Below are 15131 nucleotides of genomic sequence, written 5' to 3'. Positions count from 1 at the left end.
ATATTTATCATTCTAAAAATTAAAATTTATATGCAATTAAAATTTACGTTTTGTTTGGTTTTCACTTTATTAATATTTTTTGGAAGCAGTGCTTATGCTCAAAATATTCACATAAACGGTAAAGTAACAGAAAACGGCAACGGAAAAGCTTTATCCGGTGCTACCATTAAAATAAAAGGCACCAACGCCGGGACAACTTCTGATCAGGATGGGAACTACACACTTACCCTCCCACAAAAAGGCGCAACAGTGGTGGTGAGTTTCATTGGTTTTGAAACCATTGAAAAAATTGTTAACCAGAGTGGTGAATTAAATTTCCCGCTGGTGGAAAGCGCCTCAAAATCACTATCCGAAGTCGTTGTGATCGGCTATGGTTCGCAAAAAACTGAAAAAGTGACCGGCTCAATCGCTACAATCAAAAACACGGATATAGAGAAAACAAATGCCGTGCGGATTGAGGATGCCTTACAGGGCAAAGTTTCCGGCGTTACGATCATTCAAAGCGGATCGCCCGGAACTAATCCCACCCTATTAATCCGCGGTGTTCCTTCTTACACAGGCAGCGATCCTTTGGTAGTTATTGATGGCGTAGAACAGACGCTTACTGATTTCAATTCACTTAACCCTATGGACGTTGAGTCGGTATCTATTTTAAAAGATGCGGCCGCAACAGCAATTTACGGTGTAAAAGGCGGTAATGGCGTTGTATTGGTTACGACCAAATCCGGCAAAAAAAATCAGAAAACACAATTCAGGCTGAGCAGCAGCTACGGCCAGCAGCAAGTAGCCAATGAGGTTGCTGTTTTAAATGCCAGCCAGTATGCTGCAATGTTAAACGAGGGGAGTACACTTTCAGGCGGAGCCCCAATTTTCCCTAACCTGAGCACGGTTGGCGTAGGCACTAATTGGCAAGACCAGATCTTTAAAAAGGCCCCATTGCAAAATTATGCGCTATCTGCTACAGGCGGGTCTGAAAAGATCACTTACTTTCTTGAAGCCGGCGCAACAGATCAGGCGGGTATAGTTGGCGGTGGAAGTAAATCAGACTACGGACGTTATAATTTTACGGCCAACCTTAATTTCGACCTAACCTCCAAATTAAAATTCATTTTTAATGTAACCGATGTGGTATTAAACTCAAAAGGTGTTGGCGAAAACTCTTTCAACAGCATTATAGGCGAGGCGTTAAATTTTGACCCTACGGTTCCGGTCTACAATAATGTGGCTAATACAACAGGGCAATATGGTTTTAGTACGCTTGAATTACAGGAAGTTCATAATCCTTTAACCACTTTACAAAACACCTACAATAAAAGATTAGGGAATAAACTTTATGGCAAATTCGAATTACAGTATGAGCTGATCAAGGATTTAAAGCTTACCTCGCGCTTCGGCTATACCGACTATAACGACAATGCGAAATCATTTAATCCGCTTGTTTTTTATGGCTTAAACAATACGGATAATACCATGAACGCAGACCAATCACCAGTGGTTGGCGATCATAATTCCGTTACTTCGGTAAGAAACAGCAATTTTAACTGGAATTGGGATACCTACGCCAATTATGATTATACTTTAAAAAACGACCATCATTTTCAGGCGGTTGTGGGTTTTGCGTTGGCCGAATCATCAGGAAACCAGATCGGTGTAAGCCGCCAGGATGTTCCTTTTAATTCGTGGACATTTGCTGATTATACTGCCGCCACCGGCGTAAATACTGCTACAAATACCAATGCGCAAACCGGCTATTATTACCAGTACTCAGATAATAAATTATCCTACTTCGCCCGTTTGAATTATGATTATAAAGAAAAGTATTTAGTAACGCTGAGCGACAGAATAGACGGCGACCAGGTATTTGGCGCCAACAATAAGTTCGGTAATTTCTATGCAGGTTCTTTGGGGTGGATCATTTCGAAGGAAGATTTCTTCCATTCAGACCTTGTTGATTTCCTGAAGTTAAGGGGTAGCTATGGCGTGTCCGGAAATAGCAATGCATCCAACGTGCAAACTACTTCCATTATAACCGGGGGGCCTTACAATAACATTGGAAACAGTAATGGCTATAACTTTAATAATGTTTTCTATTCAGGTTCATCAATAGGCTCGCTGGCCAACCCTGATCTGGCATGGGAAAAGGACAAGCAGATTGATATTGGCGCCGACATTGAACTCAGCCATAAATTTTCCTTCACCCTGGATGTGTATAAAAAAGACGTGAGCGGTTTGTTATTTACGCCATCACAATCAGCCTATTTAGGTACAGTACCTGCATCCAACGCAAATATTGGAACTACCAGCACCAAAGGAATTGATGCCATGGTTAGTTACAATGACAGGATATCTAAAAATTTCAAACTTAGTACTTCATTAACTTTTGGCACATTTTCCAGTTTAGTAACGTCAACCAACTCAGATAATAGCGCTATTGTGCAGGGCGGTTACTTTTTCAATGGCCAATCGCAACCCACAACAATATTTAAGAAAGGTTATGCGCCCGGCACTTTTTGGGGATACAAAACTGACGGGCTTTTCCAAACAGTTGCACAGATTGCTGCTTCACCAACCCAAACAGGCGCACAACCTGGCGATATTAAGTATAAAGACATCAACGGAGATGGGGTAATCAACAGTGCCGATCAAACCAGCCTTGGCAATGCTTTCCCTAAATTCACCATCGGCTGGAACCTGAACCTTGTTTACAAACAATTTGATTTTACCGCCTTTGTTTACGTATCTGAGGGCAATAAAATATTCAAAGCCTGGGACAGGAACGCAAACTTTACCAATAAGCCAAGCACAATATTAGGCCGTTGGACAGGACCGGGGACTACCAACAACGCAGAGTACCCACTGTATACCTTCACCGATCCAAATGATAACGCCCGTGTTTCGGACAGGTACATTGAAGACGGATCTTTTGTAAAAATTAAGAATTTGCAATTAGGCTATACTCTTCCTAAGTCTGTTTTAAAAGGGGAAAACACCTCTTTCAGGATTTATGCACAGGTAAAAAATGCATACACTTTCACCAAATATACCGGCTTTGACCCTGAAATCTCCGGCGGATTACTAAACAGCGGAGTTGATTACGGGTATTACCCGCAGGCACGCGTTTTCCTTTTAGGTCTTGATTTTAAATTTTAATCATAAAAATATCGATATGAAAAAAAACATTAAAATAGCAGTTTTTCTCGGCGCTATTGGTTTAATAGCATCCTGCAAGAAATTTGTTGATTACAAACCACAGGATGCGTACCTGGTAACCGCATCATCGTATCTGCAATCCGAAAGTGATTACCGCACCATGGAAATAAGTGTATATACACCATTGCAATGGTTAAACCAGGTTGTACCCATTGGGGATATCGCTTCCGATAATGCTGTTGCAGGAGGTGAAAGCGCTTCAGATGTGCTCGATTTGCAGCAAATTGATCAGTTTACAACTTCACCAACCAATGGTTCGCTTTTAAATATCTGGCAATTTGCCTACGAGGGCGTAAACAGAGCCAATTACCTTACACAGTACAAAACAGCAAACCCTGCCGGCAGCCAGGTTAATTTTGCCGGTAAAGACGCCATGTATGGCGAGATTTATTTTTTAAGGGCATATTACTATTTCACATTAGTGAAAATGTTTGGCGGCGTACCGCTTTTTACAGATAAGCGTTTGGATTTTTCGGCTTCAGGAACATTAAAAAGGGCCGCAGCAGCTGATGTTTACCAGCAAATTGAAGCGGATTTAAATAGTGCCATAGCTGTTTTACCTACCGTACAATCACAAGCCGGAAGGATAACAAAATATGCCGCGCAAGCATTATTAGGTAAAGTGTATTTATATGAAAAGAAATATGCTCCGGCGTCGGCAGTATTGCAAAGTGTTATTGATGCAGGTACATTCAGCCTGGTAGCAAAATTCGATTCCATTTTTGTTAAATCCGGTGAAAATGGTCCTGAATCGGTATTCGAGATTCAGTACACAAATACTTCTCCTTATTATCAATGGTCAAATGTTTTACAGGGACAAGGCAATTATGCAGTACAACAGTGTGGAGTAAGGCAGTTAAATGGCTCAAACGATATGCCTTATGCCGCGGGATGGAGTACAAATCTACCATCAGGCAATCTGTATAATGCCTACCAGGCAGGCGATCAGCGCCGTGATGGCACTTTGTTTGACGTCGCCGCCTATGCTGCCGCCAACCCTTCTTATAACATCACCTACGAAGTAGCACCCTACGAGAATACCGGCTATTATGATAAAAAGTATTTACCGCGTAAAGGCCAGACAAGTGGACAGGTTGAGTTAAATTACCTGAACAACTACCGCACCATACGATATGCTGATGTACTTTTAATGGCTGCCGAAGCCTATAACCAAACCAATAATGACAGCAAGGCGCAATTATACCTGAATCAGGTTCGCCGCAGGGCATTCCAGGTATCCGATGCAAGCTTCGACGTTACTGCTTCCGGACCGGCTTTGTATACCGCCATTTTAAATGAAAGAAGATTAGAGTTGGCGATGGAAGGTGAACGTTTTTTTGACCTGGTAAGAACCGGTCAGGCAGCAACCGTACTGGGTTCTAATTTCAAAGCAGGAAAAAGTGAGTTGTTCCCGATACCGCAAAGTGAGGTTGTTGTTTCTCATTTACAGCAAAATCCAGGTTATTAATTGATCATTATTTAAAAGAACAATCATGAATTTAACAAAATATTTTCTTGGTATGGCTTTATTACTTGTAGTAATAAGCTGTAAAAAAGACAACTTCAACGATACCTCGTTTGTAAACACGGCTGGTTCACCGGCTAAATTATCTGTAATGTTTGATATTACACAAGATAATACTGGCCTGGTTACCATCACACCTAACGGTGAGGGCGCCACATCCTATGACATTTATTATGGTGATGGGGGTTCGGGTTTTACTAATGTTGCCGCAGGCAAAAACACCAAGCACACCTATGCCGAAGGCGCATACACGGTGAAAGTTGTGGGCCACGGCATAACAGGCAAAACTACTGAAATGACGCAACCGTTAACGGTTTCTTTCAGGGCACCTGAAAGCCTTAAGGTTACTACAACTACCAATGGGTTAACCATCGGATTATCGGCAACCGCAAAATACCAAACCCTTTTTAAGGTTTACTACGGGGATTCAACCAATGTAAGCCCTTTACACTTTCAATCCTTTTTGCAGGGGCAAACAGTTTATCATACTTATCCTAATGCAGGGGTTTACTATATCACCGTTGTGGCATTAAGTGGCGGGGCTGCAACTACTACCTTGTTAGATACAATAAAAGTAGGCAAGCAAATTGATTTGCCTGTTAATTTTGACAATCCCGTGTATGATTACACCATGTCGGATTTTGGCGGTAACAGCTCAACAGTCGCTCCAGACCCGGCTAATAGTGCAAACATGGCGTTGAAAGTTACTAAAACCAGCGGCGCCCAGGTTTGGGCCGGCACTACCATTGGAACAGCGCTTGGTTTTGCTACGCCTATTCCGGTTACCTTCGCTGCTACAAAAATGAGTGTGCGGGTTTATTCACCAATAGCCGGGGCAGACATCAAATTAAAAATTGAAGATCATAACAATTCTTCCAATTCGGTTGAAACTGATGTCAAGACGACCAAGTCAAATCAATGGGAAACTTTAGTTTTTGATTTTAAAAATCAAGCAGCGGGTACACCGGCTTTAAATACTGCGGATACGTATGATAAAGTATCCATCTTCTTTGATTTTGGTAATGCCGGCTCCGGCGCAGTTTTCTACGCAGATGACCTTGTATTTTTACCGCCACCTGTATTAACGCAAATAAGCCTTCCTGTAACGTTTGATGATCCAACAGTTGATTATTCGGTGATAGATTTTGGCAATGCACAAACCAAGGATGGCGTTGACCCTGCAAACGGCGCGAATAAAGTTAAAATTACTACCAAACCTGCAGGCGCTGCAAGCTGGGCTGGTACCACTTTAGGAACAGGCTCCGGATTCTCATCTGCCATTCCGCTTACCGCGAATACAAGCCAAATGAGTGTACGGGTTTATTCGCCGGCCGCAGGGATCCATGTTAGGCTAAAAGTTGAAGACCATGCTGACAATACCCATTCGGTAGAGACCGAAGCAGTAACTTCACTTGCCAATACCTGGGAGACCTTGATATTCGATTTTAAATACCAGGCTACAGGTACAGCTGCTTTCAACAATACCTACCGGTATGATATGGCGTCAATCTTCTTTGACTTTAATAACGGCGGTGATGGCCGTACCTATTATTGGGATGATGTAAAGTTTTTGGCTACAAATGTTGTACCTAACGTATTGGCACTCCCTTTAGATTTTGAGTCAACTTCACTTACCTATACATTTACTGATTTTGGAGGAGGACAATGCGCCGTTGTCGCAAATCCCCAGTTATCCGGGACCAACACAAGCGGTCACGTAGCCCAAATGATAAAAAATGCCGGGCAGGTTTATGGGGGAAGCTCTATCACATTAGCCCACCCCATTGATTTTTCAACAAAGAAAATTTTCAGTATGAAAGTGTACTCGCCAAGGGTTGGCGCAAATGTACTGTTGAAAGTTGAAAACAGCACAAATGGAGCAATTAGTTATCAGCAGGCGGTTAACACCACAACTGCTAACGGATGGGAAAACCTGACGTTTGATTTCAGCGCCATCGATGTTTCGCAGTCTTATGACAAGGTAACCATCATATTTGATTTGGGTACAATGGGCGACGGATCGGCTAATTTTACTTACCTGTTTGATGATATTTCACTTAATTAATAAAAAAAATAATCATGAAAATAAGAATATCGATAACCACATTCCTTTTTATGCTAATGGCTTTCATAAGCTGCAAGAAGGAAATATATTCATTTGGTTCATTACAGGCTCCTTCGGGATTAGGCTTAAACGCCGTTGTATCAGGTGCAGATAGTAATAATCCAAACGGCAGCGGATCAGGCGAAGTAACCATTTCCATAACAGCAGCCAACGCTATAAAATATAAAATTGATTTTGGTGATGGCACAAGCCAGATAGTACCTACCGGAAATATAGTCTACAAATATTCAACCCCGGGGACAAACGTTTATACCATTACTGTAAATGCAATTGGCACCGGAGGCTCAATTTCGACTATCACGAAAGAAGTGACCGTTTTTACAGCCTTTACTATACCTACGGATATTGTCCAGGACTTGACAAACGGATCATCCCAGGTTTGGATCACGGATGCAGGCGCGGTAGGACATGTCGGCGTTGGGCCGGCAGGCACATTTTCGCCCGATTACTATGCTGCAACACCAAACTCAAGGGCCGCCTGCCAGTATGATGATGAGATCACATTTTCAAAAGATGCCAACGGAAATATTTCAATGACCATCAATAATATGGGGCAATCGTTTCTGATCGCAGCCTCCACTTCATTTTATGGCCAAAGCGGTGGCGATGGCTGCTATGATGTAACGCTGAGCGGAGCCAAACAATTGACGTTTATGAATGCCACTTCAGGCTCTACATCAGCTGTGTCAACCGGTATACAGTTTATGGTGCCGGGTAATGGCCTCGTCAATTTTGGCACGGGCGGTAATACTTACGAGATCTTAGCCATTACGCCAACAACCCTTTATTTGAGGAACATTGGTATCGACGGGAACGCCTGGTATCAAAAGCTGAAAGTTAAATAGTCATATCATGAAATATTTAAAAATAATTTTGATCCTTTTGATGCCCATGGCATTTTCCAACTGCTCAAAAAGCAGCAGCAATGGTAATATGAGCCCGGCGCCAACAGATCTTACAATAAGCGCAGCAATTAGTACCGATAATAGCGGTAATGTTGCCTTTACTGCAACAGCTACTAATGCTGTAAGTTATGATTATGATTTCGGTAACGGCACGTTCCAAACTGTGCCATCAGGAATTATTACGTATAAGTACCCTTCATCGGGTACTTATACGGTTAATGTAATTGCTAAAAGCAGCGGCGGGCAAACGATCGCAAAATCTGTACAGGTAACCGTCGTTTCAAACGGTGGTCCTGCTGGGATGACACTGGTTTGGTCAGACGAATTCAATACCGATGGTGCGCCCGATCCTTCAAAATGGGGTTATGATACCGGAACCGGCGGAGGTGGCTGGGGTAACAACGAACTGGAATATTATACCAGCAGAAGTAATAATGTTAACGTATCTAACGGCACCCTCAAAATTACGGCAGTGAAAGAAAATTACAATGGCAGCGCCTATACTTCCGCCCGTATGCTGTCAAACGGTAAGTTCTCATTTAAATACGGGAGAATAGAGATAAGTGCGAAATTGCCTGCGGGTTTGGGCACATGGCCAGCGATCTGGATGTTGGGTAATAATTTTTCAACTGCCGGGTGGCCAAATTGCGGCGAGATCGATATTATGGAGCAGCGGGGATCAGAGCTGAATAAGATTTTTGGCACGCTTCATTACCCGGGGCATTCAGGCGCCAACGGAAGGGGTAGCACAACTATCATCCAAAATAGTTCAACCCAGTTTCATTTATATACACTCGACTGGTCGGCGGCTTCCATTAATTTTTCAGTTGACGGTAATGTTTTTTTTACGGTGCCCAATGATAATACATTGCCGTTTAATCAAAACTTCTTTGTCATCTTAAATTTAGCAATGGGAGGTAGTTTTGGCGGCTCAGTTGACCCCAACTTTACTTCCGGCACTATGGAAGTTGATTATGTAAGGGTGTATCAGTAATCGATAAAAAATAAAAATACACCATTTCAGTGCAGCCGTTGAACTATCAAAAAAGGGCACTAAGGTTTCCAGAACAGGATTTATAGTCCTATTATTCTTAATTTAATGAACTATCAAAAAAATAAATACAAGTATATTCTCCCGATTATTAGTGCAATGACCTTGATCATTACCACTTCATCCCTGATGATAAAAAGGCCTTCACACAAAAACAAGAAGGTGGTTTTTTTTGATGATTTTTCCGGTACAAAACTTGACAGGTCAAAATGGAACACCGAAATAACGGGCATACATTTCAACAATGAGCTGCAGGCATATGTTGATTCCGAAAAAACCATCTACATCGTTCATGGAGCTTTGGCTCAGGGGGCTAAAAATGGGGCATTAGTTTTACAGCCACGGTCATCTCCTGGTTTTAAAACCAAAGACGGTCAACGATATGATTTTATATCGGGCAGAATAAACACCAAAAACAAGTTTGAGTTTATTTATGGTACTGCCGAAGCCCGGATAAAAATGACGTCAGGCGCGGGGCTTTGGCCTGCATGGTGGCTGTTGGGCGGTGGCATTTGGCCCACAACAGGAGAAGTTGACATTATGGAATTTGTTGGCGAGCGGGATTGGATCAGCGCCGCAGTACATGGGTCAGGATACAGTGGCGAAACGCCGTTTGTTAACAGAAAATATTTTGAGCCTGGTAACGATGTTAGTCAATGGCATACCTACGCAGTAGATTGGACACCTGATGCTTTGTTGTTTAAATATGATGGCGTACCCATGTTTCGCGTAAACAGGACCATGGCCGAGCACTATGGCAAATGGTCGTTCGATACGCCTGAATACCTGATCCTGAATTTTGCACTTGGCGGCGCTTACCCTGTAAAATTAAACGGTGTAAAGGCCCCTTATTACGGGATGCCCGATTCCACAGCGCAAGCTGTAAAAAACAACCAATGCAAAATGTTGGTTGATTGGGTAAAAGTGACAAAAAATGAATAAACCGTATTTTTAAATTAAATGAGTTTAAGGTTATTGTTTTTACTATTGAAAATATGAGCGGTGACCGCAGCGTATTGAGTATTATAAATAGGAGCAAACGTCCTGGATTTTTGAGGATTTGACTGATGAAAACTGTATTTTAATTCTTAAAAAAATGAGGGTTTAGTTGATTGTTGGATGGTGGGCGTATTGAGCGCCTGCCATTTTTTTGTAAAGACTTTTTGCAGTATTGGTATTAACAGGCTTTGAACGATTGCTGGTATTGATGAAAATCTATTATCCCGGAGAGGAAGTCGCTGTTGGGGAACACTAAGACAAGAAATATGATTTCACGCGCAACAGTTTTAATGGATCAGAAAGTAACGTGAGAAAGATAAATCATTTATTGTTTTACAAAGTTGGTACAAAACAACAAGCACCTACATCGGATATGATGTAAGTGCTTGATAATTAAGCTCCTGAGGCTGGGCTCGAACCAGCGACCCTCTGATTAACAGTCAGATGCTCTAACCGGCTGAGCTACTCAGGAGTATTTTCCGGTTTGGAGTGTGCAAAAGTATGATTTCCGGCTTAATTTCGCAATAAATTTTAAAAAAAATTAAATTGGCTTAAATAAGCCTAAAATCGGCCTTTTTTCACGTTTTCGCAGCCCCGCGTAAGTTTCGTAAATTATCTAAACAGTTCTTTCCACCCATTCTTTCAATCGCCGTATTGCTTACCTTTGCGTAAATGGACTATTTCAAAAACCTTGCCGACCTGTTGAAAATTGAACAAACGGAGGACCGCGAGGCTTATTTAAAACAAGCCTCGTCTACTTCGGTAACCGACAGGCGGGCCGCAGGGCTGGCATGGTACCCTATCGCTATTACCGGCACCGAACCCAGCCGCGGCGATTACCTGAACGTTGAAGCCGAAAGAAAAACACACCTGGATGTGATTCACCAGCTTCGGTTTGGCAGCCCGGCAGTGTTATTCTCCAATCACGACCCGAAACACGACCGCGTTGAAGGCGTAATTTCGTACATCGGCGGCGACCGCATCAAGATCAATATTTTTACCGAAGAAACGCCCGATTGGGCTCGCGACGGGAAGTTGGGTATTGAATTATTGTTCGACAATAACAACTATGACGAGATGTTTGGGGCGCTAAAGCAGGCTGCCAAACTAATAGAAAATCCGGTTGAGGGCCGGCTGGCACAAATCCTCACCGGTAAAAAAAGCCCGCTGTTTGTGTCGGAGCCAATGGCACTACCCGGGACAGGTTTGAATCAATCTCAACAGGCTGCGGTAGAGAAGATTATGGCTGCGCAAGATCTGGCCATTGTTCACGGGCCGCCGGGTACCGGTAAAACTACCACGCTGGTACAAGCCATCAGCCAAATAGTGAAACAGCAAAACCAACAGGTTTTGGTAGTGGCGCCAAGCAATACGGCCGTTGATTTGCTGAGTGAGAAACTCTCTCAGCAAGGCTTGAACGTCATCAGGATAGGTAACCCGGCGAGGGTTTCGGATAAACTGATGAATCTCACTTTAGATAGCCAGATGACGCTGCACCCTTATATGAAGGAAAGCAAACGCCTTAAAAAACAGGCGGCCGAGTTCAAAAACATGGGCCATAAATACAAACGCAGTTTTGGAAAAGCCGAACGCGACCAGCGCAAGGCCCTGTTTGACGAGGCACACAAGATTATGAAGGAGGTGGCCAAAACGGAGGAGTTTATCATTAACGATCTGGTAACCAAAGCGCAGGTAGTAACTGCCACGCTGGCCGGGGCCAATCATTGGACGATCCGAAACCTTAATTTCAATACGGTTTTTATTGATGAGGCCGGGCAGGCGCTTGAACCTGCCTGCTGGATCCCGATACTGAAAGCACAGAAAGTGGTTCTTGCAGGTGATCATTGCCAGCTATCGCCTACCATTAAATCAAACGAAGCGGCGCGCAATGGCTTAAGCACCACCCTGATCGAAAAATGCATCGCCCTGCATCCCGAAGCGGTTGTGTTGCTGGAGGAACAGTACCGCATGAATAAAGCCATCATGGGCTACTCTTCCGGCGTGTTTTATAATAATGCGCTGAAAGCACATCACACGGTTGCGGAGCGCTTACTTTTTGACGGTGAACTGCCGATGGTATTTATTGACACCGCCGGCTGCGGGTTTGATGAAAAACCTGCGGGTACCAGCGTATCAAATCCCGAAGAAGCAGCTTTTCTTTTCAGGTATCTTGAGGGCATGGCAAAAACAATCGGCGATCATTATGCTTTAGCCGATTTTCCATCCGTCGCGATAATTTCCCCATACAGCGAGCAGGTGCGGCTGCTAAAAGAGCAATCCGCAAATACGCCATCGCTGCATGTGTATGGCGACAAAATTTCGGTAAACACCATCGACAGCTTCCAGGGGCAGGAACGCGATGTGGTGCTCATCAGTTTAACCCGCAGCAATGCCGAAGGCACTATCGGATTCCTGGCTGACATCCGGCGGATGAACGTGGCCATGACTCGTGCCCGTAAAAAGCTGGTGATCATCGGCGACAGTTCAACCCTTAGCCGGCTTCCCTTTTACGCCGGCCTTATCAGTTATGCTGAAGGTATCGGAGGGTACCAAAGTGCCTGGGAACACATGGGATAAGTTAAAAGTTTGAGTCCGAAGCCATAAGTCAGACTTTTCACCGATGCAGGGTTTTCAATCCCGATTATTTTATTGACGTATTATTGCAGGGAATGTGATATGTTTGGGTTTGTTTTTATCACAATTAAAAGAACAATTAATGAGTCAGCAAAACAGTACCGGAAATTCGGCCAGGCGTGTGCTGGTAGCCAGCCTGATAGGCACCACCATTGAATTTTTTGATTTTTACATCTATGCAACCGCAGCCGTCCTCGTTTTTCCGAAACTATTTTTCCCTGCCGGCGACCCGGCATCCGCTACTCTTGCTTCTTTGGCAACTTTCGCGCTGGCCTTTTTTGCAAGGCCGTTAGGGGCTGCCCTGTTCGGGCATTTCGGCGACAGGAAGGGCCGCAAAGCCACCCTGGTGGCCGCATTAATGACCATGGGGCCCTCAACCGTTGCCATTGGCCTGCTACCCACCTACCAGTCGATAGGCATTGTTGCGCCGCTACTGCTGGCGCTATTCCGTTTCGGGCAGGGCCTGGGCCTGGGCGGCGAATGGGGCGGCGCAGTATTGCTGGCTACAGAAAATGCCCCCGAAGGAAAAAAGGCATGGTATGGTATGTTCCCGCAACTGGGTGCGCCCATCGGGCTGTTGATCTCCACCGCAACTTTTCTTATCCTCAGCAAAACCCTTACCGATCAGCAGTTTTTTAGTTATGGGTGGCGCATCCCTTTTATTGCCAGCGCTATTTTAGTTTTTGTGGGCTTGTATGTCCGGTTAAAGATAACCGAAACCCCGGATTTTTTAAAGGTGATTGAAAAAAATGAGCGGGTTAAGGTCCCGATCATAAACGTATTTATTAATCATACCAAAGTGCTTATCCTTGGCACTTTTATTACCATTACTACTTTCCTGCTGTTTTACCTGATCACGGTGTTTACGCTTGATTGGGGAACCAAAACATTGCATTATACGCGAACAAGCTTTCTTATCGGCCAGATGATCGCCTATGTGTTTTTCGCGCTGGCTATACCGTTATCAGCTGTTTTGGCCGATAAGTACGGCCGAAACAAGATCCTCACTATCGCTACCCTGGGGATTTTTATTTTCGGGTTGTTTTTCGCACCGCTGTTCAGTACGGGCAGTTGGGGTATAACGGTAATCTTCCTGGTACTTGGTATGTTTTTAATGGGAATGACCTATGGCCCGCTTGGAACTGCGCTGGCCGAAATCTTTCCGGCATCCGTGCGTTATACCGGGGCGTCTGTTTCTTTTACACTGGCGGGCATCATAGGGGCATCCTTAACGCCGATGGTGGCAACCACCCTTGCAACAAAATACGGATTACCCTATGTTGGTTACTATTTATGCATAGCTGCCGCGATCACGTTTTTGGCCTTGCTGGCAGCAAAGAAAGCGATGAAAGAAAATACGGTGGAGGTTTAGAAGGGAATTGTAACCATTTTTCAAGCAGAGGCGCTGGTAATATTATCATAGGGACGCCCCGTTTGGCCGCCCTTTCAGTCATTTTGCACATCTGCAAATCAAATCCGCCGTTTTAAAGTAATGATCACATTGTCAAATTTTTTATCGTGATATACTTCCAGCAGCAGTGCGCGGTCGGGCCTTGATTTGAAAATGCCATCGATTTCCTCAAGCGTCATTTTTGTAACTGATTTAAAGTTAATCGCCATGATCTCATCCCCCGGCTCCAGCCCTACCTCATCTCCCGGAGAACCGGGCTCAACCCGGCTGACGACCACGTGATTTAAATCCTTACCGGTGCTGTAATATTCAAGGCCACTCATATCATGCTCATAGGGTTCATCCATGTTGGGCCCCGGCTTTAAGTACAGCACGCTATCGGGATAATCCACTATCAATGTAAAGCGCTTCAAAATACCCATCCCCAGGTTGCCGTCACGTTGTTCAACTGATTTTTCGCCGGCATTTGAAACCGGGAACGAGGTGATCACATTTTTGATTTTATACTTCCCGATATCCACTTCTTTTACCCTGCTTACAAAACCATTAATAGGCCCGGTAAGGCCCACGCCCAGGTTAGCAGCAATAAATTTATCAGGCAGGCCATGCTTTTCAATAATGTTTTCAAGCGACAGGGGGTGCCCTGCGCCAAGATCGAAGATGAGCTTGTCTATTGATTTAGTACCGTTGGTAAAAGTAACCTTCGCCTGCAAATAGGGTTTACGGTTCTCAACTTTTAGCGGAATCTTATTGCCCTTGTTAAAAAGACGCATGTCTTTGGGCTTTGAAATAGTCAGGGTGCTGTCGGCAAAATTGATTTTAACAGCAAGATTATTAAAGAACTCGTAGCCCAGTAAGCCGTGTATGGGGATACCGGCATAGTTAGAAAGGCCGAAATGGTCTGTTTTTAAAATCGCGGCGCCTACATCATAGCTTTTAAGGCCAGGTATCTGCACGTTTAATGCCGCGGTAATATAAGCTTCCAGGTCGTCACCTTCACCCAGTCCTTCTATATGTATTGTGCGTTTATTAACCAGGTTGATGGAATCTACTAATTTAGGGTCGGTAATCAGCATAAGCCCAACACCCGTGTCAAGTATAAAGTTAAAAGGGCCTTTGTCGTTTATGTTTAAGCGGATTACCACCAGGTCCCTGATGAGGCGGAAAGGAACAGTAACCCGTTTGCGGCCACCCTCCAGGTCGAAATATTGTGCACGGGCAGGCATGCTGCAGCACCACAAAAAGGCCAGCAGTACTGTTACTCGTAACAT

General features: G+C 44.1%; 9 protein-coding genes and 1 tRNA gene. 8 read left to right on the top strand and 2 right to left on the bottom strand.

Annotated features, from left to right (window positions below; genetic code table 11):
- Window positions 1–30 precede the first annotated feature (30 nt).
- The 6 genes from MgSA37_RS03375 (at window position 31) to MgSA37_RS03350 (ending at window position 9758) form a co-directional block, all read left to right on the top strand.
- The gene (locus MgSA37_RS03375) at window positions 31–3150 is read left to right on the top strand and encodes a SusC/RagA family TonB-linked outer membrane protein (protein ID WP_096357225.1); all 3120 of its coding nucleotides are present in this window, start codon (window positions 31–33) and stop codon (window positions 3148–3150) included.
- A 16-nt stretch (window positions 3151–3166) separates the two neighbouring features.
- The gene (locus MgSA37_RS03370; protein WP_096357223.1) at window positions 3167–4678 is read left to right on the top strand and encodes a RagB/SusD family nutrient uptake outer membrane protein; all 1512 of its coding nucleotides are present in this window, start codon (window positions 3167–3169) and stop codon (window positions 4676–4678) included.
- A 25-nt stretch (window positions 4679–4703) separates the two neighbouring features.
- A complete protein-coding gene (locus tag MgSA37_RS03365; RefSeq protein ID WP_096349849.1) occupies window positions 4704–6800 on the top strand; it encodes a hypothetical protein in 2097 nt (698 codons plus the stop codon).
- Window positions 6801–6814: 14 nt separating this feature from the next.
- A complete protein-coding gene (locus MgSA37_RS03360; RefSeq protein WP_096349848.1) occupies window positions 6815–7705 on the top strand; it encodes a PKD domain-containing protein in 891 nt (296 codons plus the stop codon).
- 7 nt (window positions 7706–7712) lie between these two features.
- Window positions 7713–8759: a family 16 glycosylhydrolase gene (locus MgSA37_RS03355; RefSeq protein ID WP_096349847.1), complete on the top strand. Its 1047-nt coding sequence runs from the start codon at window positions 7713–7715 to the stop codon at window positions 8757–8759.
- A gap of 105 nt (window positions 8760–8864) precedes the next feature.
- Entirely contained in the window at window positions 8865–9758 is an 894-nt protein-coding gene (locus MgSA37_RS03350; protein WP_096349846.1) for a glycoside hydrolase family 16 protein, read from the top strand.
- 455 nt (window positions 9759–10213) lie between these two features.
- On the opposite strand, the gene MgSA37_RS03345 is transcribed toward MgSA37_RS03350, so the two are convergent.
- Window positions 10214–10287, bottom strand: a tRNA-Asn gene (locus MgSA37_RS03345).
- A gap of 200 nt (window positions 10288–10487) precedes the next feature.
- Here MgSA37_RS03345 and MgSA37_RS03340 point away from each other — a divergent pair.
- Window positions 10488–12392, top strand: a complete 1905-nt coding sequence (locus tag MgSA37_RS03340; protein ID WP_096349845.1) for an AAA domain-containing protein — start codon at window positions 10488–10490, stop codon at window positions 12390–12392.
- Between the two features lie 139 nt (window positions 12393–12531).
- A complete protein-coding gene (locus MgSA37_RS03335; RefSeq protein ID WP_096349844.1) occupies window positions 12532–13821 on the top strand; it encodes an MFS transporter in 1290 nt (429 codons plus the stop codon).
- Between the two features lie 98 nt (window positions 13822–13919).
- Here MgSA37_RS03335 and MgSA37_RS03330 read toward each other — a convergent pair whose 3' ends face one another.
- On the bottom strand, window positions 13920–15131 hold the full coding sequence (locus tag MgSA37_RS03330) for an aspartyl protease family protein (RefSeq protein ID WP_096349843.1): 1212 nt from the start codon (window positions 15129–15131) through the stop codon (window positions 13920–13922).

This window comes from Mucilaginibacter gotjawali, assembly GCF_002355435.1.
Lineage (GTDB): Bacteria > Bacteroidota > Bacteroidia > Sphingobacteriales > Sphingobacteriaceae > Mucilaginibacter > Mucilaginibacter gotjawali.
Note: the sequence above shows the minus strand (reverse complement) of the source record. Positions and strands in the feature narration are given on the sequence as shown.

Bases quoted from the DNA above. Each gene is read 5' to 3' on its own strand.
- MgSA37_RS03375 (WP_096357225.1), top strand. From the start codon at position 31: ATGCAATTAAAATTTACGTTTTGTTTGGTTTTCACTTTATTAATATTT.
- MgSA37_RS03370 (WP_096357223.1), top strand. From the start codon at position 3,167: ATGAAAAAAAACATTAAAATAGCAGTTTTTCTCGGCGCTATTGGTTTA.
- MgSA37_RS03365 (WP_096349849.1), top strand. From the start codon at position 4,704: ATGAATTTAACAAAATATTTTCTTGGTATGGCTTTATTACTTGTAGTA.
- MgSA37_RS03360 (WP_096349848.1), top strand. From the start codon at position 6,815: ATGAAAATAAGAATATCGATAACCACATTCCTTTTTATGCTAATGGCT.
- MgSA37_RS03355 (WP_096349847.1), top strand. From the start codon at position 7,713: ATGAAATATTTAAAAATAATTTTGATCCTTTTGATGCCCATGGCATTT.
- MgSA37_RS03350 (WP_096349846.1), top strand. From the start codon at position 8,865: ATGAACTATCAAAAAAATAAATACAAGTATATTCTCCCGATTATTAGT.
- MgSA37_RS03340 (WP_096349845.1), top strand. From the start codon at position 10,488: ATGGACTATTTCAAAAACCTTGCCGACCTGTTGAAAATTGAACAAACG.
- MgSA37_RS03335 (WP_096349844.1), top strand. From the start codon at position 12,532: ATGAGTCAGCAAAACAGTACCGGAAATTCGGCCAGGCGTGTGCTGGTA.
- MgSA37_RS03330 (WP_096349843.1), bottom strand. From the start codon at position 15,131: ATGTTACGAGTAACAGTACTGCTGGCCTTTTTGTGGTGCTGCAGCATG.